17 protein-coding genes and 1 riboswitch are annotated in these 17,198 nt (G+C 63.9%); of the genes, 7 read left to right on the top strand and 10 right to left on the bottom strand.

The genetic code is table 11. The features are described 5' to 3' along the window. Positions 1-66 precede the first annotated feature (66 nt). Both G9U53_RS33970 and G9U53_RS19540 read right to left on the bottom strand, forming a co-directional pair. On the bottom strand, positions 67-192 hold the full coding sequence (locus tag G9U53_RS33970; RefSeq protein ID WP_007733507.1) for a hypothetical protein: 126 nt from the start codon (positions 190-192) through the stop codon (positions 67-69). Between the two features lie 87 nt (positions 193-279). Further along, a complete protein-coding gene (locus G9U53_RS19540; protein WP_165639088.1) occupies positions 280-2,604 on the bottom strand; it encodes a helicase-associated domain-containing protein in 2,325 nt (774 codons plus the stop codon). A 60-nt stretch (positions 2,605-2,664) separates the two neighbouring features. Here G9U53_RS19540 and G9U53_RS19545 point away from each other — a divergent pair, with 60 nt between their 5' ends. Then, entirely contained in the window at positions 2,665-2,853 is a 189-nt protein-coding gene (locus G9U53_RS19545; protein ID WP_019744939.1) for a hypothetical protein, read from the top strand. 83 nt (positions 2,854-2,936) lie between these two features. Here the strand turns inward: G9U53_RS19545 and G9U53_RS19550 are convergent, their stop codons facing one another. Continuing rightward, a complete protein-coding gene (locus G9U53_RS19550; protein WP_003939675.1) occupies positions 2,937-3,500 on the bottom strand; it encodes a transglycosylase family protein in 564 nt (187 codons plus the stop codon). 8 nt (positions 3,501-3,508) lie between these two features. After that, positions 3,509-3,729: riboswitch (cyclic di-AMP (ydaO/yuaA leader) on the bottom strand. A gap of 384 nt (positions 3,730-4,113) precedes the next feature. Between G9U53_RS19550 and G9U53_RS19555 the strand changes: the two genes are divergently transcribed. Continuing rightward, positions 4,114-5,511, top strand: coding sequence for a YncE family protein (locus G9U53_RS19555; RefSeq protein WP_058037816.1), 1,398 nt, complete (start codon positions 4,114-4,116; stop codon positions 5,509-5,511). A 94-nt stretch (positions 5,512-5,605) separates the two neighbouring features. On the opposite strand, the gene G9U53_RS19560 is transcribed toward G9U53_RS19555, so the two are convergent. Then, a complete protein-coding gene (locus G9U53_RS19560) occupies positions 5,606-5,995 on the bottom strand; it encodes a YccF domain-containing protein (protein WP_003939919.1) in 390 nt (129 codons plus the stop codon). A 33-nt stretch (positions 5,996-6,028) separates the two neighbouring features. Further along, positions 6,029-6,256 carry a hypothetical protein gene (locus G9U53_RS19565; protein ID WP_003940194.1) on the bottom strand — a complete coding sequence of 76 codons (228 nt, stop codon included), beginning with the start codon at positions 6,254-6,256 and terminating at the stop codon, positions 6,029-6,031. Positions 6,257-6,471: 215 nt separating this feature from the next. On the opposite strand from G9U53_RS19565, the gene G9U53_RS19570 reads away from it, so the two are divergent. Further along, complete coding sequence (locus G9U53_RS19570) at positions 6,472-6,885, top strand: cold-shock protein (protein WP_007733502.1); 414 nt, start codon at positions 6,472-6,474, stop codon at positions 6,883-6,885. A gap of 88 nt (positions 6,886-6,973) precedes the next feature. Here the strand turns inward: G9U53_RS19570 and G9U53_RS19575 are convergent, their stop codons facing one another. The 3 genes from G9U53_RS19575 to G9U53_RS19585 all read right to left on the bottom strand — a co-directional run bounded on the left by G9U53_RS19575 (position 6,974) and on the right by G9U53_RS19585 (position 10,062). Continuing rightward, positions 6,974-7,441, bottom strand: a complete 468-nt coding sequence (locus G9U53_RS19575; protein WP_223304425.1) for a DUF2771 domain-containing protein — start codon at positions 7,439-7,441, stop codon at positions 6,974-6,976. A 26-nt stretch (positions 7,442-7,467) separates the two neighbouring features. Continuing rightward, a complete protein-coding gene (locus tag G9U53_RS19580) occupies positions 7,468-9,162 on the bottom strand; it encodes an MFS transporter (RefSeq protein ID WP_223304424.1) in 1,695 nt (564 codons plus the stop codon). A 69-nt stretch (positions 9,163-9,231) separates the two neighbouring features. Then, positions 9,232-10,062 carry a glutaminyl-peptide cyclotransferase gene (locus G9U53_RS19585; RefSeq protein WP_207624415.1) on the bottom strand — a complete coding sequence of 277 codons (831 nt, stop codon included), beginning with the start codon at positions 10,060-10,062 and terminating at the stop codon, positions 9,232-9,234. Positions 10,063-10,100: 38 nt separating this feature from the next. Between G9U53_RS19585 and G9U53_RS19590 the strand changes: the two genes are divergently transcribed. The 3 genes from G9U53_RS19590 to G9U53_RS19600 all read left to right on the top strand — a co-directional run bounded on the left by G9U53_RS19590 (position 10,101) and on the right by G9U53_RS19600 (position 14,221). Continuing rightward, the gene (locus G9U53_RS19590) at positions 10,101-10,922 is read left to right on the top strand and encodes a DUF3027 domain-containing protein (protein ID WP_030535360.1); all 822 of its coding nucleotides are present in this window, start codon (positions 10,101-10,103) and stop codon (positions 10,920-10,922) included. A 68-nt stretch (positions 10,923-10,990) separates the two neighbouring features. After that, complete coding sequence (locus tag G9U53_RS19595; RefSeq protein ID WP_165639089.1) at positions 10,991-13,663, top strand: ATP-binding protein; 2,673 nt, start codon at positions 10,991-10,993, stop codon at positions 13,661-13,663. 6 nt (positions 13,664-13,669) lie between these two features. Then, positions 13,670-14,221 carry a phosphatase PAP2 family protein gene (locus G9U53_RS19600; protein ID WP_007733495.1) on the top strand — a complete coding sequence of 184 codons (552 nt, stop codon included), beginning with the start codon at positions 13,670-13,672 and terminating at the stop codon, positions 14,219-14,221. On the opposite strand, the gene G9U53_RS19605 is transcribed toward G9U53_RS19600, so the two are convergent. Further along, positions 14,211-15,251 (bottom strand): iron-siderophore ABC transporter substrate-binding protein, encoded by a 1,041-nt coding sequence (locus G9U53_RS19605; protein WP_165639090.1) that lies wholly within the window; start codon positions 15,249-15,251, stop codon positions 14,211-14,213. The genes G9U53_RS19600 and G9U53_RS19605 overlap by 11 nt on opposite strands. A gap of 90 nt (positions 15,252-15,341) precedes the next feature. Further along, positions 15,342-15,599: a DUF2530 domain-containing protein gene (locus G9U53_RS19610; RefSeq protein ID WP_007733492.1), complete on the bottom strand. Its 258-nt coding sequence runs from the start codon at positions 15,597-15,599 to the stop codon at positions 15,342-15,344. Positions 15,600-15,701: 102 nt separating this feature from the next. Between G9U53_RS19610 and G9U53_RS19615 the strand changes: the two genes are divergently transcribed. Continuing rightward, positions 15,702-17,156 (top strand): NCS2 family permease, encoded by a 1,455-nt coding sequence (locus G9U53_RS19615; RefSeq protein ID WP_003940242.1) that lies wholly within the window; start codon positions 15,702-15,704, stop codon positions 17,154-17,156. Positions 17,157-17,198 lie beyond the last annotated feature (42 nt).

Raw genomic sequence — 17,198 nt, forward strand, 5'->3', positions numbered from 1 at the left:
GAGGGTGTCGGTGGAGGCAGGCATTGGTCAGCTTCGCAATCAGCTCGTCTTCTCTGGACTTTGCTGTCAGCTCCGCTTCCGCTTACGGATGAACTCGGAAGACTCCGCAGTTTTCGCCCGCTTCTCCGCGCGGCGTTCCTTGATCGACTGGGCGGGTTTCTTCATGTTCTTACCCGGCGCCTTGTCAGCCATTGTCGCTCCTCATTTTTCGAAGTGGCAATCACAAACTGACCTCGACCATACTTCATTTACAGAAAAAAGCCAGTTGCTTCTTTTCTGCTACTTTTTTCCGGAGTCGACGGGGCTGACGGAAGTAATTCGGTGCAACGTGAAACGGCGAACCGCGCCGCTCGCGGGGTCGAAGGCGTCCAGCTGTCCGCCGCCAACGCTGACGGGGTCGACGATGCGATGCGTCGCGACCCCCTGGGCGTCGACGTAGCCGATGTTGACGCTCGAATTGTCTCGGGCCGCCGTGGCCAGCAAGGCGATGGTGGCGGCGTTGTTCTCCCGTGAACCGTCCGTTCGCACTCCGCCGCGGCCGGGGTCGGAAGCACGGTCTCCGGCCCGCATCGTGCGGACCAACGACGCCAGCTGATCCGCCGACGGGCTCGCCGGCATCCTCGACGCCGGTCGGCTGCGACGGTTGGGTACACGTGCCCCACGTGGGCGGAGATCGACCAACGTGCCCGAGGAGTCCTCACCTGCCGGCGCGAATCCGGCGGCTCGCAGCTCGGTCAGGACTTCGCGGAGAGGGGCCTGCGAAATCGCGACGGTGGGAGCCAAGGCGCGCAGTGCCAACGGCTCGGCCACTGCGGATGCGAGGACCTCCGCCAGCAGTGACGCGTCCTCACATCGAATGAACGACGCCGCCACTCCGGCACGCAGTCGTCCGTGTCGACGGGCGACATCGTCGATCAAATACGAAAGTGATTGGGGGACAGGAGTCTTCGATTTCGAAGCGAACATCGCATGCAGTTCGGTGGCCGTCAGACCGGCGTCGAGCGCACGACGCACGCTGTCCTCGCTGATGCGGTACATGGACGCCGATCCGGCCGACTCGATGTCTGCGACCAGGCTCACCTGCTCGAGCAGGTCCGGTACCAGCGGGCCGGGCGCAACCAGAGTCAGATCCGCCTGGACCAGGATGTAGTCGATGGGCTCGGGTAGCGCGGACTGCATTTCGGCTTCGGCGTCCCCGCCGTGCAGCAAGGCTCGTCCAGGTGACGACAACGCGCCGCGGGCCACCAGCCCGAGAGCGGCGGCCTCGTCCAGAGTCCGCTCGATCGCGAACGTCCGCAGGCGCCCGCTCCATCGCGGGCGGCGCCACGCCAGCAGCCGACTTACCTCGACGGCCGACGCGGTCTGGCCGCTGTCGAGTTCGGAGAGCAGCCCGAGAATGGCCTGACGATCTCGCGGAGCCGCCGGAGCGCGGCCCTCCTCGGACAACGCCGCGATCGGCTTGTCGGTGGAATCGCGCAGCCCGATCATCCACGGGACTCGAGGTACGTCGACCCAGGCGGACGCCAGGACCTCCCACCGTCGCGCTGTGGACGCGTTCAGCCAGCCGTCGACCGCGAGCGTGGGCGTCCAGTATTCGTCCGCGTTGTCCGAGACCGGCGCCGGATCTGGTGTTCCACTGGCGATGAGTCCGGCTGCCGAGAGCAACTCGACAAGTAGGCTCACGCGCGCTTCGTCGAGATCGGCCGTCTTGGCCACGCGTCGTAGTTCTCGAACACCGAGCCCACCGGCTCGCAGTGCGGGGGCCGGCGCTGCGCCCAGAACAGCGATCACGTTCTCGCATTGGCGTACCAACTCGAGCGCCTCGCCGGCTGCTGCGGCGTTCACGTCCGCCGGCTTGAGTTTGTCGCCCCCGATGACAGGTGCGGTCAGCGTCGTCGGATCGAAAACCGGCTCGCCGCGGATGACCTGACGAACCGTCGCCGGAAGCTCGACGGTCTGCTCGTCGAGCCACCGCAGCAGGCCGGCCGCCAGCAGTCGTTGAACCGGGCGCTCAGGCGGCGTTCCGGGGGCAGCGTCGCGGGTGCGACCGATCGGGCTGGAGTTGGCGAGTGTCTCGAGGAGATCCCGCTCGCGGGTGTCCAGAGCGTTGAGCGCAGCCGAGATCTCGGTCTCGGTCATTGCCTCGGCAGGTTCGAGGGCGCGCCCCACACGCCACGGAATCATCCCGATGACTGCCGGGACGACGCTGATGGGATCGACACCCCAGATGAGGGCGGACGCGCGCATCTTCGACAGAGACTTGTCGACGGCCTTCTTGGTGACCTTGCCCTTGCCGGTCAGGGCGCGTTCGGCGATCGCACTGTTGAGCTCCGCCCGCGTCATCGGAGTTTCCTCGGCGCCGGCCAGTGCCAACAATTCGAGAAGACCGAAATCGAGGGTGTCGAGTTCGTCCGCGGCTCGGCTGACCGACGCGCGTTGCTGTGCCCGACCGCTGAGAACCACCATCGTGCTCGGCGGCGGTACGGCCAGATCGGGGCGCAGACGCAGCAACTCCGTCAACTCGGCGTCACTGCGCGCCGAGAGCCAATCGGTCAGACTTTCGGCTGCGGAACTGCCCGCCGGGGTGCCACGTGTTTCGGTCATCAGGTATCAGATTAGAGACCTGGTCTGTACGGCGTAACGGCGTCCTGTCAAAATGACTTCGTGGCCAACAATTCGAAGCAACACTATGTAGATCCAGGATGGCCGGAAACTGCAGACGGAGATCACGCAGTGACCGAATTGTCATCGACCCGCGCAGGTGGACTTTCACCCTTCGGCGAGGACACCACCTTTCCGGTTCCGGTGGAGTCACTTCCTTACGTACACCCGCACACCGTCATCAACCGATAACAACTCGACACGAAGAAGGCCCGCACCGAATCGGTGCGGGCCTTCTTGATGTTCGAGCGTCCGAGCGGACAGTCTTGCCGGTGTTACTTGAGGAACGACTTCGCGGTGTCGGCGACTGCGAGGATCTGCGGGTCGACCGGGATGCCGTTGGCCTCGGCGAATGCGATTGCCTGATCGATGGCGTCGGCGACCGGGTGTGCAACGGTCTGTGCGACCTGCTGCGCCGGAGCCGGAGCTGCCTGAGGAGCCGTCGTGGCCGGAGCGGAACGCTCGGTGGCGCCGCTGCTCAGCCCGAGGCTGGAGGAGCAGGACGGCCATGCGCCCCAACCCTGGTTTGCGAGAACACGCTCGGCAACAACGATCTGCTGCTCGCGAGTGGCCTGGTTTGCGGTGGCTGCGTACTGTCCGCCGCCGTGTGCGTTCCACGTGCTGGGGGAGAACTGCAGTCCGCCCTGGTAACCGTTGCCTGTGTTGATGGCCCAGTTTCCGCCGGCCTCACACTGGGCGAGACGATCCCAGTCGGAGTCGGGGGCAGCGTTTGCGGTTCCGGTGGCTGCAATTCCTGCTACGCCCATGATGGCGCCGGTGACGGCGACCTTGGCGACAGTGCGGCCGGTGGTGGTGGGCTTGCGATGGCGTCCGCTCATGATGGTCGAAATCCTCTCCACACGCGCCTGCGAGGTCAGCTGTCGGGTTCGGGCTGAGAGGTCGCCCGGCCTCGCCTTTCCTGGCTGGAAAGGGTCTGGCTTCACCCCAAGATTCGGTCTTGCGATCGAACCGGTGTCCACTGGAGAACTTTTCTGTTCTCACAGAGGACTTTGGGTCCCCCGTCCTCGTCCCTGGAATGCTCTGTCGGAAGTCCGGTACCCGCGGGACAAGGCTTGGCGCGGCGGGCCGGAGGTGGCCGAGTTTCCCGGCCGAAAACGACGGTAACGGCTCGAGTCGCTCGTGTCACCATTTGATAACGCGGCGTGGCGAAAGACGTACAACGCGTCACACAAAGCGCAGGAGACTCTTCCCAGGTAGGTGGGGGTGCCCGAGTGAATGTCCGGTTGTGTCCGTTCCGTTATCCATCCGTAATGTGAGCAAGGTCACACGTTATGCGGAAATAGAATTTCGGGCGATTGAGAGGTGCGTCGATCCGGACCCAAGGTTGTGGCCCGTGTCTCAACATCGACTTTGAAACTTAGGTTAGGTTTGCCTGACTTGCCTCGCTTGGGCAGGTTTCGCAGAGTCTTCCAAAGAAGTAGGGCACCCCTCATGAAACTGCAATACCGTCGGCGTGCGGTCACCGCGTCACTCGCCGTTGCCGCTGCTGCTGTCGGCCTGGCCGTCACTGCTCCCGCTGCACACGCCTCACCCGAGGATCCGACACACGGTGTTGTCGGAAGCTATTCCGCAACCCAGCCCGGCGACATCGTCGTCGACGCGGCAACCCACCGCGGATACATCACGCAGTACGGCGGACCGACCAGCTCGTTGTCCGTCGTCGACACGAACACCGGCAAGTCCGTCGGCACCATCGACGGCGTCGTCGGTTACCCGTCGGCACTTGCCGTCGACTCAGGCCTCGGACGCGCATACGTGTCCTCCTCCTACGGCGGCGCGATCTCGATTGTCGACACGAAGACCGGCAAGGTCGAAAAGACGGTCACGCTGAGCGAGAAGAACCCCGACGGCTCGCGTCCGCAGATCAACGATGTCGTCGTCGATCCCACAACACACCGCGCGTACTTCTCGGACTACAAGTCCGGCAACATCCGAGTCGTCGACCCCAACGCCGCCGACGCCGTGTCGAGCATTCTGGTCCACAAGTCGGCAACGCCGACCAAGCTCGCCTTCGACAGTGTCCGCGGCTTCCTCTACATCGCGGACACCAACTTCTTCGACGAGAATTACGGCCGCACGCTGTGGCAGGCGGACGTACGCAAGGGCGGAGCACTCAAGTCGATCGTGCGTGCCGACAACCTCTACCCGGTCGACGTCGATGTCGACACGAACACCGGCAACATCTACATGACCGACACCCGGGCAACCAACCTGTGGGCGATCACCCCGGTCGGCGCGGTTCTGTCGAAGACCACGCTGTCTCCGACTGCGATTCCCAACGGCGTGGTCGTCGACGCTGCGGCAGGCATTGCATATGTCGCGGACGTCATGAACGGACACCTGTGGTCGGTCGATCTGACGACCCGCGCCACCACCGCTCTGACCGATACCAAGGTTCCGGCACTGGAGAAGGTCAAAAACCTCGCGCTCGACACCTCGACCGGCGCCATCGCGTCGACGACCAACGGGGGCAAGGTGACAGTCGTTGCTGCGTACCCGCTACCCGCGACCGTCGAATTGCCTGCCGCTCAGGTAGGTAAGGCGTATTCGCACAAGCTCACTGCCGCCGATGCGCGCGCAACCTTTGCACTCACCAGTGGCACTCTGCCCGGCGGACTGTCCCTCGCACAGGACGGCACCATCTCGGGTACCCCCACCGCTGTCGGCAGCGTCACCGTCGAGGTCACTGCGAAGAGCGTGCTTTCGCGTGCTTCGAGCGTGACCATCGTGGTCTCCGAGGGGCCGGTCGGCCCCGTCGATCCGGGCAACCCGGGAACGGGAACCGGTTCGCTCGGTAACCTTCCCGGACTCGGTAGCCTCGGGCGCTGATCCGACCTGATACGAGAGAACCCGACCACAGCAACTGCTGTGGTCGGGTTCTTCGGTCCGCGGGCCCGCTATGCGTAATCGACGCGGTCCACGACTATGCGTAATTCACCCGGTCCACGTCGACGATCTCCTTGCCGAGCGGCATCAGCGAGATCGGAATCATCTTCAGGTTCGCGACCGCGAGCGGAATTCCGATGATCGTGATCGCCATCGCGACGGCGGTGACGATGTGTCCGATCGCCAACCAGATACCGGCGATGATCACCCAGATGACATTGCCGATCATCGAACCGACACCAGCGGTCGGCTTGTCGACGACGGTCTTACCGAACGGCCACAGTGCGTAGATGCCGATGCGGAATGCCGCGATTCCGAAGGGAATCGTGATGATGAGGATGCAGCAGATGATGCCTGCGGCGAAGTAACCCAACGCCAGCCAGAAGCCGCCGAAGACCAGCCAGATCACGTTCAGGAGGATTCTCATGGTCAGTGACCTTTCGGTTGGAGGCGGGAGTGATCAGCGCACCCGTCGACCGGATCTGAGCGTGTAGACGATGGCCAGGAGGAAGCCGATCGGGCACGCGAGTGCTACCAGGTACAACGCCAGGCCGGGTGGGGTGTCGCTGAAGATATGGACTGCGAAGATGGCCACGATCGCCAGGAATCCGACGATGAACAGTGCCATCGCCGTACGGAACAGACCGTTTCCGGTGCCGGAAGTGCGCGGGTTCGGTTGAGGGTCCACACCTACGAGGATAGTGCCTGTAAACCTGGGTGCCGACCCGGGTTCGTCACAGGTAGACTGTTAACAGACTGCGCGCCCCGCTGAAGCAAGTGTGGGGCGCGTTCTTTTGCATTCTTCCACCGGAAGCGATGCGAGCAAGGCCATGAGGCTCTTCCGAGAGCCTCCCGAGCACATTGGGGCAGACGCCCCAGTCGAGTGATGAGCAGGTGAACGCGGTGCCGACCGGCAAGGTGAAGTGGTACGACGTCGAAAAGGGTTTCGGCTTTCTGTCGCAGGAAGAGGGCGAGGACGTCTACGTCCGTGCTTCCGCTCTCCCCGAGGGCGTCGAAGGCTTGAAGGCCGGCCAGCGCGTCGAGTTCGGAATGGCTGCGGGCCGCCGCGGTCCGCAGGCACTGAGCCTGAAGGTACTCGAGCCGGCGCCGTCGTTGCGCGGCGCGACGGCGACGCGTCGTGAGCCCGTCGAGCGTAAGCACACCCCTGATCAGTTGCACGGCATGGTCGAGGACATGATCACGTTGCTCGAGGCGAAGGTCCAGCCGGATCTGCGCAACGGCAAGTACCCGGACCGCAAGACCGCTCAGCGGATCTCCGAGGTCGTCCGGGCCGTCGCTCGCGAGCTCGACACCTGATCGCTCGATACGAGCTGCCATACACGGCTTCGAAACAAAATGCCCTGCACACCAATCGGTGTGCAGGGCATTTTCGACGTTCCGGGGATCAGGCGGTCTTGATCGACCAGATCAGCAGTCCCTGTTCGCTTCCCTCACCGACGGCGAGGTGGATTTCGACGCCGACGAGTTGCTTGACGGGATCGCTCGAAGACTCGACCGTCACTGCCAGGGCCTCGCCGGGCTCGAAGACTCGGGGCTCACCGGTCTGGTTGCCGTCGGCATCCTCGTAGACGGCGAGCAGTGCCCACTGCGCATCCGAGACGTCCGTCGACAACGACAGCTGCAGCGGGTAGCCCGCTGGAACGTCGAGTGCGTAGATGTCGCCCACCTGGGCGCACTGGGACAGGTCGATGGTGCAGAAACCGGCAGGGTTCGTTTCGATCGTCTTGCCGTGTGCGTATGCAGTGATGACCGGTAGCTTGTCGGGGTCGTCGTTGATGTTCTTGATGATCACGAAAAGAACGGAGACGTAAGCAACCAGTGCCACCACCATCAGGACACTGATCGCTGCCACGATCTTCTTTGTTCTCGAGCGCATCATCACTGCGGAGTACTTCCTTGTCCTCGGTTGGATTTACCGGTGTAAATCACTTCGGTCACTTCTTGTTCGGCCAGATCGGGTCGCTTCCCGCCGAGGCCGGGCAGGAGGCTGCTTCCTCGGTAGCTCAGGAAGGTCTGCAGAAGCCCGATCGTCAGGAACACCGATACAACAGTGAACCCGATCCAGTATTCGGTCGGAAGCAGAACCCCCAATGCGCCGCCGAGTACCCAGCTCAGCTGCAGAACCGTCTCGGATCTACCGAATCCGGACGCGATCGATTCCTCGGGCAGGTCGTGCTGGAGTGACGCGTCGAGTGAGACCTTGGCGAGTGCGCTGGCGGCCGATGCGATGAGCGTGGCAAGCGCTGCCGTCATGAGGTTGTCCGTCAGCGCTGCGATCACCGCGATGATCCACACCGACGCAGTGCACCGGAGCACGATCAAGGCAGGCCGGCCGAGCTTGAGGCGCGCACCCGTGGCATTTCCGGCGAAGTTACCCAGACCGGCTGCTGCGCCGACCAGGCCGAGCATCATGGCCTGCTGGAGCGGCTCGTGATCGGTGCGTGATTTGGCGACGAACGCGATGTAGAGCGTCAGGAAGCCGGTGAGCACGCGAATGGTGCCGTTGCCCCAGAGTCCGATGATCACGGCGCGTCCGAGAGGCTGACGGACCTTGGCAGGTTTGGCGTCCGGCTGCGGTGGGGCGCTGCCGGCGTGATGCGCTTCGTCCGGGTGGTAGGTGATGGTCGCGGGAACCTCACCTTCGGTGACCTCGACCCACGACGGGATTCGCATGCTCAGATATGCGCCGAACACGGTGACGGCGACCGCGAACCACAAGGCGCCGGTGGAACCGAAAGCCAGCGCGAGCGCACCTGCGACAGCGCCGGCCCCGATCGTTCCACCGATCAGCCCGAAGACCGTCAGACGCGAATTCACGCGCACCAGGTCTATTTCCGGTGGTAGGACGCGTGGTGTCACTGCGCTCTTGAGCACCGAGAACGATTTACTGAGCACCATCATGCCGAGCGCGGCCGGATAGAGGATCCAACTGTCGAAGTTGAAGACCAGGATCACCGCGAGGAGCGTCCGGATTCCGAACGACGACGCGAGTGCGATGCGGCGTCCGCGCTGCAACCGGTCGAGCATGGGGCCGATGAGCGGTGCGATGACCGCGAACGGTGCGATCGTGATCAGGAGATAGAGCGCGACCTTGGTCTTGTCCTCGCCCGTCGCGGCCGAGAAGAACAGCGTGTTGGCCAGAGCGACGGAGATCGCCGCGTCGGTCGCGTTGTTCGTCATCACCGCGTAGGTGAGAGCGGTCAGACCGGACTTGTCCGCGCCGTCGGCCTTCGCCGCGCGCTGGAAGGTCGCGATGCCCTTGTTCGTCAGTTCGCGGCTGCGCATCGCTGCGACGCGAGTGACGGTGAGCTTGCGAGGCATCGGTGGAGCCTTGGGAGCGTCCGCCCCCGGCGTCTTCGAACCGGCCGCGGATTCGGAGTCTCCCCGCGATTCGGGAATCGGATGCAGCGGTGGCAAAGGCGTGCGACGGGCAGCGGGACGGGCCGAAGGTGGGTAATTGTCCGGGCGGGCCGCGGGTGGGTAATTGTCGTAACCGGGGTGCACCTGTTGCCCCTCCGGCTCGTCGTGGATTCGCCGAGTTTCGGGGTCGTAGGGTTCGCGCGGTCCGGTCACCACTCAATTCTGTCCTAGTGTCGGCGCGGCTACCACGCACACCCCTGCGAGTCCTGTGTCATGTCGGACTCAGTTAACAAAACGGACTTCGAACATCTGCGGCCAATACTTGCCGGTGAGCAGGAATCGATCGGTACCGGGAATCTGCGCGATGCCGTTGAGAACGTCGACGGTGCTGGTCGATCCGTCCGCGACGAGTTCTTCGCGTAGCGGCGAAGCGTCGTACACGTTCGTGACGCTGCCGTCCGACGGGTCGATTCGGACGACGGTGTCCGTGGTCCAGACATTGGCGTAGACGGAGCCGTCTTCGGCGCATTCCAATTCGTTCAGCTTGCCGACGGACTCCGAAGATCTGGTGACGTCGACGGTCGAGATCGGCGCAAAGGTTTCGGGATCGCGAAAGGTCAACGTGGCCGAACCGTCGCTCGAGACAATCCGATCCCCGAGCGAACAGATTCCCCATCCCTCGGTGTCGAGTGGGAACCGCCCCCGTTCGGTCAAGGTGTCCTTGTCACGGGCGATGGCAACGCCGTCTTTCCAGGTGAGTTGCCACAGTGTGTCTCCGGCAACCGTGATGCCCTCACCGAACAACGGCGGGTCGAGATCGGCACGCGCAACTTCCGGTCCCGAAGCGGGGGACTGCTCGTCGGAGATCTCGCTCGAGCGCACCCAGGACTGCCCGACGCGTCCGGTGCTTTCGTACAACCGGTTTCCGTCGATCTCGAGGCCCTGCGTGAACGCGTCGGGATCGTGCGCGGACACTCGAACGATCTCGACGGAGCCGGTTTCGGACGTGAGGTTGTCGGGAGCGCCGCGGGAATCGGAGCACCCCGCCAAGGCCGACGCGACCACGGCGACCACTGCAAAAGTGCGCACGGAATTGGCGTGTGACCTACTCATCTGCCCAGCATGGCAGCCCAGTGCGTTGCGGACTTGCGGTGGTGCGGCAAACTGGAGGAGTGAGTGTTGCTACTTCTCCAGAGCGTGCAGTGCCGCGCCCAGTACTGGCCGATGCGGTCGAGCTTGCCCGAAAGGCAGTCGTCGACCTGCATGAAGGCGGTGTGGGGGCATACCTCGGCGTGACGTCGGAGGACGAATTTGCCGCCACCCATCGATTTGCAGCAGACATTCCGGGATACCGCGGTTGGCAGTGGGCGGTTGTCGTCGCTGCCGGACCGGAGGACACCCACGCCACGATCAGTGAGTTGGCGCTGTTGCCGGGTCCCGACGCGTTGGTTGCGCCGGAATGGCTGCCATGGGATCAGCGGATTCGTCCCGGCGATCTGTCCGTCGGTGACCTACTCGCCCCGCCGGCCGAGGATCCTCGCCTCGTTCCCGGCTACGTCGCCACCGGTGACCCGGAAGTCGACGAGGTAGCTCTCGAAATCGGGCTCGGCCGCAAACAGGTCATGAGCCGCGAGGGCCGACTCGATGCCGCGCAGCGTTGGTTCGACGGTGACTTCGGCCCGGAGTCGGAGATGGCGAAGGCCGCGCCGTCGACGTGTGGACTGTGTGGATTCTTCCTTCCACTCGCCGGTTCGCTGCACGCAGCGTTCGGTGTGTGCGGAAACGAACTCTCCGCAGACGGCCGTGTGGTCAGCGTGTCTTACGGTTGTGGCGCGCACTCGGACACCAGCCTGCCGCTCGGTGCGGGCTCGCCGCAGTTCGACGCATTCGACGACGGGGCCGTCGAGCTGATTGCGGTGCCCGCTCGCCCGTCGAGCGCTGTTGCAGTTGAGGATTCGGTATCCACCGAGTAGAAGATCCGTTCGGTACGGACGCACTCCGCGAGGCGACGCTGCGCGCGTGGTCGGAATCTCCGACGCGATTGCGTGAAGACGCGGCTGCGGAATCCGACCTCGCGAAGGCCGGGTACCGCGACCGTCTGCTCACCGAACTGGCGCAGAACGCTGCCGATGCAGCTGCACGCGAGGGCGTCGAGGGCTCTTTGTGGGTGGACGTGGACGGTCGGACGCTGACGGTGGCGAACACGGGCCGTCCACTGGACGAACCCGGTGTACATGCGCTCACCGCGCTGCGCGCGTCGAACAAGGTCGACGCCGACGAAGGTGTGACGGGACGGTTCGGCGTCGGATTCTCGGCAGTTCTCTCGGTCAGTGACGAGGTGGAACTGCGCTCGTCGACGGGATCGATTCGATTCTCCGCCTCGCACACTCTGCGCGAGATCGAGTCTCGCGAACTCCCCGTGCCGGAAACCGGTGTCCCCGTACTTCGTTTGGTGTGGCCCTCTGGCGAATTGCCGAGCGACGGTGCCGATTCGGAAGTGGTGCTGACGCTTCGGCCGGACGTCGATGCCGCAGCGCTGCTTTCGCAGATGGCACGTGAGGCTGTCGACCTGCTCCTCGAACTGCCAGCTCTCGGATCAATTCGTCTGGGTGAGAAGACTTTTCGGCGATCGGAACGGGTGCTGGATTCCGGCCTCGTCGAGATCGCTATCGGTGATCGCACGTGGTGGCAGTACACCGCGCCGAACGCACGATGGTTGGTGCCCGTCCGCGACGGGGTCGTCGAGCCGGTCGCAGACGACGTCCTGCGGGCGCCGACGCGATCCGACGAGGAACTGTCGATCCCCGCGATCATCATTGCCGACATTGCAATGCAACCCGATCGGCGACGCCTCATGCCCGCTGCACCGATCGCTCCGCTTGCCGAGGGGTACGCGAAGTTCCTTGCTGCACTACCTCCTCGGCAGCGAACGGCACTCGTCCCGATCCCTGCCTTTGCCCGCAGCGAAACCGATTCGCTTCTGCGCGAAGCGCTTCTGAAGGAGCTGCAGGAAAACGAGTGGCTTCCGGTGGTCGGTGAACCCGACCGCGCGCCGCAGCGAGCATCCGTGGTGCCCGGGCTCGGTGATGACCTTGCCGAGTTGCTCACCGACATCATCGGCGGCCTGGTTGTCCCCGAGCTCTCCGGCCCCAAGCACGAGCGAGCACTCGCGGCAGTGTCGACGCACCGCATCGGGCTCGCGCGCATCGCGGAACTGCTCAGCGGTTCGGAACGTGAACCGAAGTGGTGGAATCGACTCTATTCGGCTCTCGAGCCCTTGGTGATCGACACTCTTGCGGTGGAAGAGCTTGGAACACTGCCGGTTCCGCTCTCCGACGGACGGACGGTGACCGGGCCGCGGACCGTCGTCGTCGGCGTCGAACTGGGCGAAGACGCGCCGTCGGTGGAGTGGACGAGGTTGGTTCATCCCGTCGCGGTTCACCCGTTGCTGTCTCGATTGGGAGCGCAGACCGCGAGTGCCACCGACCTGCTGTCCGATCCGGCGCTGCGCGCATTGATCGAAGATGCTGCGGACCAAGATGATTCGGTAGCGACGGAGTTGGCGCAAGTGGTGCTCGGATTGGCGGCCCACGTGGCGCCAGGGGCGCTGCCGTCGTGGATCGGTGAAGTGCTGCTTCCTGATTCGGAAGGCGAATTGCGGTCCGCCGACCAACTTCTGCTTCCGGGAGCTCCCCTTGCAAGCGTCCTGGTCGAGGATTCTCCCTTCGGCATCGTCGACGCTGATTTTGTTCAGCGGGTGGGGGAGCAGGCGCTACGGGTAGTCGGTGTCGGGTGGGGTTTCACGGTGGTCCGTGAGGAATTGCCTTCCGGCCCCGATCACGATCTCGACGCCGAAGACGCATGGTGGGACACCCTCGACGAGGACCCCGAATACATCGAAGCCGTGCGCGATCTCGACCTCGTGGACGAAGACCGCTGGCCGCAGGCGTTGTCGCTGCTGGTCGAGTCGCCGGCGACGCGGGCGCTGCTCACCGACCGTCGTGGATACACGGCGTGGTGGTTGCGTTCGAATGCCGAACTCGGCGGTGAGGTGCTGGGCTTGCTGCGCGCTCCGGGCGATCGCACCTTCGAGGGATTGCTCGATGCTGCCGAACACCCCGACGCCGGATTCTTCTCCGGATTGCTGGCATCGGATACCGTCGACGATCCGGAACTGGCTCAGCTGCTGCTCGATCGGCTTGCCGACCCACTACGGATGCCGGCCTCCGCCGTCGTCGCGCGGACGCACCGACTGCTGGGTGAGGCAGCGCAGCGACGGGTTCTCGACCTGGAGGAACTGCACCTGCCTCCGTTCGTGCGAGGCCTTTCCGGCGATCTGGTCGATCCCGGCGACGCCCTTGTTCTCGACCGACCGTGGCTGGGAGCAGCACTACCTGCACAACGAGTCGTGCTCGGCAGCTTCGAGACAGCTGACGCACTGGCAGATCTGCTCGACGTCGCGACGGCGTCCACGTCAGTCTATGGACGAGTGAGCAGCACCGGCGTCGTGACGACGTGGGCGAACGAACCGCAGGCAGTTCTCGGCTTCGCAGCCCTCGGCCGTGAGGTACCCAGCGGCGAGGTAGTGATCCATCACGAACTGTCGGTGGAACTGACGGGGGCGGTCGAGACGACGGTGATCGTGCCGTGGTGGGTGGACTCGGACGGCGTTCATCACGTGATGCGTACGTGGACTCTGCCGCAAGGAATGTGAGGGCAGATGTCTTTTGATCAGTGGGTACTCGACAGCGCAGTGAGTCAGCGGACGGCGTGGCTCGTGGACGTCGTCGACGTCATCACCGACAGCGGCGGAACCCTCGCGTCGTGGCTGATCGCGACGCTGCTCACGATCGTGCTTCTGGTCCGGGGACTACGCACCGAAGCTCTGCTGATCGCCGGATCGATGTTGACCGGTCTGCTCGTGATGAGCGGATTGAAGCGCATCTTCACGCGAACCCGTCCACCCCTGCCGGAGCGGTTGATCGAAATCGATTCGTATTCGTTCCCGTCGGGCCACGCGATGATGAGCGCGATCCTCGCGACTTCGGTTGCCGCCGTGATCCTTCGTCTTGCCTTGCCGAGGCTCGCGAAGATGGCAATGCTCGCGAGCCTCGGCCTGTACACGATCGCCGTCGGATTCTCCCGCGTCTACCTGGCTGCCCATTGGATGACCGATGTACTGGCAGGTTGGGCGTTCGGGATGATGTGGGCCGGGGTGTGGATCTGGGGAACCGCGCAGATCAGAAAGCGCCGGGCGCTGGTTACTTCGTGAGCTCGGCGAGTAGTTGGCTCGTGGCCCACGGCAAGCTCAGTGCCGAGCTTGCGGTCAAGGCCGCACCGACCTGCGGAGCCTGATCGTCGTTGACGTAGACGACGCGATTGTCCTTGACCACGTCGAGTTGCTGGAAGCCAGGGTTGTTTCGGACCGCCTGTGCGGCATCGGGATTGCCGATGACAACGAGACGGTCCACGTCGAGAAGATCCAGTCGTTCGGTGGAGATCGGCGCGTAGAACTCACCGTTCATCAAGGCCTCGACCGCGGGAGCAGGTTTGAATCCGAGACTGCCGAGAACCCGTCCGCGGGCGTCCTCGGAGGAGAAGGCGTAGAACTCCGGGGGCGCGTCGACGCTGATGATCACCGCGGTCTGGTCTGCAAATTCCGGGTGAGCGCTTCTGGCGTCGGCGAACTGCCTGTCGATATCGGCGACCAACTTCTCGCCGTCGGCTTCGCGACCCACTGCCTTCGCTGCGGTCTTCGTCGTGATCTGCCACGGAGTTGCGTAGTCGCCGTAGGCCGGATCCTTCGCGACGGTCGGGGCGATCGCGGAAAGTGTGCTGTACAGGTCTTTGTCGATGCTCGAGTAGAGCGCGAGGATCAGGTCGGGCTCGAGCGCAGCGATCTTTTCGACGCTGATCGTGGTTTCGGGATTGCTGCCGACGACGGTCGGTTCGGTTCCGCCCCAAGGGCCGGTGACCCATGGCCACGTGCGGTTGACGTCCGGTTCGCCCGGGTACTGGTTGACCATTCCGACGGGCTTGATGCCCAGAGCCAACAGAGCCTGCTCGTCGTTGTAACCGACGGTGACGATCCGTTGTGGTTCGGAATCGATCGTGGTGCTGCCGAAAGCGTGATCGATCGTGACGGGGAAGGCGCCACCACCGGAACTCGACGAACTACTTGCTGCGTCGTCGTTCGAACTGCAGGAGACGAGTGCTGTGCCGACCAGGGCGACCACAGCAACGGATGTCAGTCTCGTCCAACGTCCTCGGCTTTTCCAACGATTTCGGTGCGAGATCTTCACGGCTACGTGGTTCCTTTCAGCATTGACAAGCTAAGACCGACACTGGAGTGCAGGGTAGGCTTACCATACTGAAAGGATGAATCGACCTGCTCAGTCGACCAGACCGGCGCCCTGTTGTGCGCCCTTGTCACCGCGCACAGCTGCGCGTCGTTGAATGGAGAACAGAGCGAAGCCGAGGAAGCCGACTCCGATACCCGCGTAACAGATCGGGAGTGCATCCGACCAACGATCGCCGCTCACCGCGACCACGATCGTGGCGATCACCCACAACGCGGTGCCGATGATCAGTGCCGGCGCGGGTGCGGACAATTTGCCGATCAGGCCTGTTGTGTTGCGAGTCTCCGTCACAAAATTAACGCTACCCGTACCCCGGTGGCCTACTCTCCCTAGTGCGACCGGCTTCATGTGCGCCGGCACACGGCGACCTACAGCGATGGGGAAAGAACAAACATGGCGGCACCCGGCAAGATCCTCGACACCTATTTCAAGATCAGCGAACGAGGGTCGACGATCTCGACCGAGATTCGCGGCGGTGTCGTCACCTTCGTGGCGATGGCCTACATCGTGGTCCTCAACCCCCTGATCCTCGGCAGTTTCTCGGCTGACGACGCTGCAGCGAAGACCGACGTTCTCGGCAACATCCTTCCGGTCAACCAGGTGGCTGCGGTCACCGCTCTGGTTGCCGGCCTGATGAGCATCGTCTTCGGTGTCGTTGCCAACTATCCGTTTGCCATCGCCGCGGGTCTCGGCATCAACAGCCTGCTCGCCGTCACAATCGCACCTCAGGTCACCTGGCCCGAGGCGATGGGCCTGGTGGTCATCGACGGTGTGATCATCGTTCTGTTGGCACTCACCGGTTTCCGAACTGCGGTGTTCAATGCGATTCCCTCGGCATTGAAGTCCGCGATCGCGGCCGGTATCGGCATGTTCATCGCCTTCATCGGACTGGTCGACGCCGGATTCGTCCGCCGTATCCCCGATGCCGCCGGTACGACGGTTCCCGTCGGACTCGGAATCAACGGCTCGATCGCTTCGTGGCCGACCGTGGTGTTCATCTTCGGTGTGCTGCTCATGGGTGTTCTGGTCGTGCGCAAGGTTCGTGGTGGACTGCTGATCGGCATCGTCGTCACGACGATCCTCGCCGCGATCATCGAGGCAGTTGCCGACGTCGGACCCTCGCTCGGAACCAACCCCAAGGGCTGGAACCTCAGCATCCCCGCGATCCCGGAGATGCTCGGTGGTATGCCTGATCTGAGCCTGGTCGGCGACGTCAGCATCTTCGGCGCATTCACCCGCATCGGTGTTCTGGCCGCCAGCCTGCTTGTCTTCACTCTCGTGCTGGCGAACTTCTTCGACGCCATGGGCACGATGACGGGTCTCGGTAAGGAAGCCGGCCTGACCGACAAGGACGGAAACCTCCCCAACGTCGGTCGCGCGCTTGTCGTCGAAGGCGCGGGCGCGATCGTGGGCGGTGGCGCTTCGGCGTCGTCGAACACCGTGTTCGTGGAATCCGCGTCGGGTATCGCCGAAGGCGCCCGCACGGGCCTGGCAAACGTCGTGACCGGACTGCTCTTCCTCGTCGCGATGTTCCTGACGCCGCTCTACTCCGTCGTGCCGATCGAGGCAGCTGCGCCTGCCCTCGTCGTCGTCGGTGCGCTGATGATCGGGCAGGTCCGAGACATCGATTTCACCAAGTTCTCGGTTGCTCTCCCGGCGTTCCTGACCATGATCGTCATGCCGTTCACCTACTCGATCGCCAACGGCATCGGCGTCGGCTTCATTTCATGGGTGGTCCTGCACGCTGCCAGCGGTGGTATCAAGAAGATCCACCCGTTGCTCTGGATCGTGGCGGCACTTTTTGTGGCCTACTTCACTGTCGGACCCATTACCGACGCCCTTACGTGAAATCAGGGTTGACCGGTATTCGATTACGTGAGCTACCGGCCA

Source organism: Rhodococcus sp. D-46 (assembly GCF_011290655.1).
In the GTDB taxonomy this organism is placed as follows: domain Bacteria; phylum Actinomycetota; class Actinomycetes; order Mycobacteriales; family Mycobacteriaceae; genus Rhodococcus_F; species Rhodococcus_F qingshengii.

Excerpts from the sequence above, each read along its gene's own strand:
- G9U53_RS33970 (WP_007733507.1), bottom strand. The coding sequence starts at position 192 with ATGGCTGACAAGGCGCCGGGTAAGAACATGAAGAAACCCGCCCAGTCG.
- G9U53_RS19540 (WP_165639088.1), bottom strand. The coding sequence starts at position 2,604 with ATGACCGAAACACGTGGCACCCCGGCGGGCAGTTCCGCAGCCGAAAGT.
- G9U53_RS19550 (WP_003939675.1), bottom strand. The coding sequence starts at position 3,500 with ATGAGCGGACGCCATCGCAAGCCCACCACCACCGGCCGCACTGTCGCC.
- G9U53_RS19555 (WP_058037816.1), top strand. The coding sequence starts at position 4,114 with ATGAAACTGCAATACCGTCGGCGTGCGGTCACCGCGTCACTCGCCGTT.
- G9U53_RS19560 (WP_003939919.1), bottom strand. The coding sequence starts at position 5,995 with ATGAGAATCCTCCTGAACGTGATCTGGCTGGTCTTCGGCGGCTTCTGG.
- G9U53_RS19585 (WP_207624415.1), bottom strand. The coding sequence starts at position 10,062 with ATGAGTAGGTCACACGCCAATTCCGTGCGCACTTTTGCAGTGGTCGCC.
- G9U53_RS19600 (WP_007733495.1), top strand. The coding sequence starts at position 13,670 with ATGTCTTTTGATCAGTGGGTACTCGACAGCGCAGTGAGTCAGCGGACG.
- G9U53_RS19615 (WP_003940242.1), top strand. The coding sequence starts at position 15,702 with ATGGCGGCACCCGGCAAGATCCTCGACACCTATTTCAAGATCAGCGAA.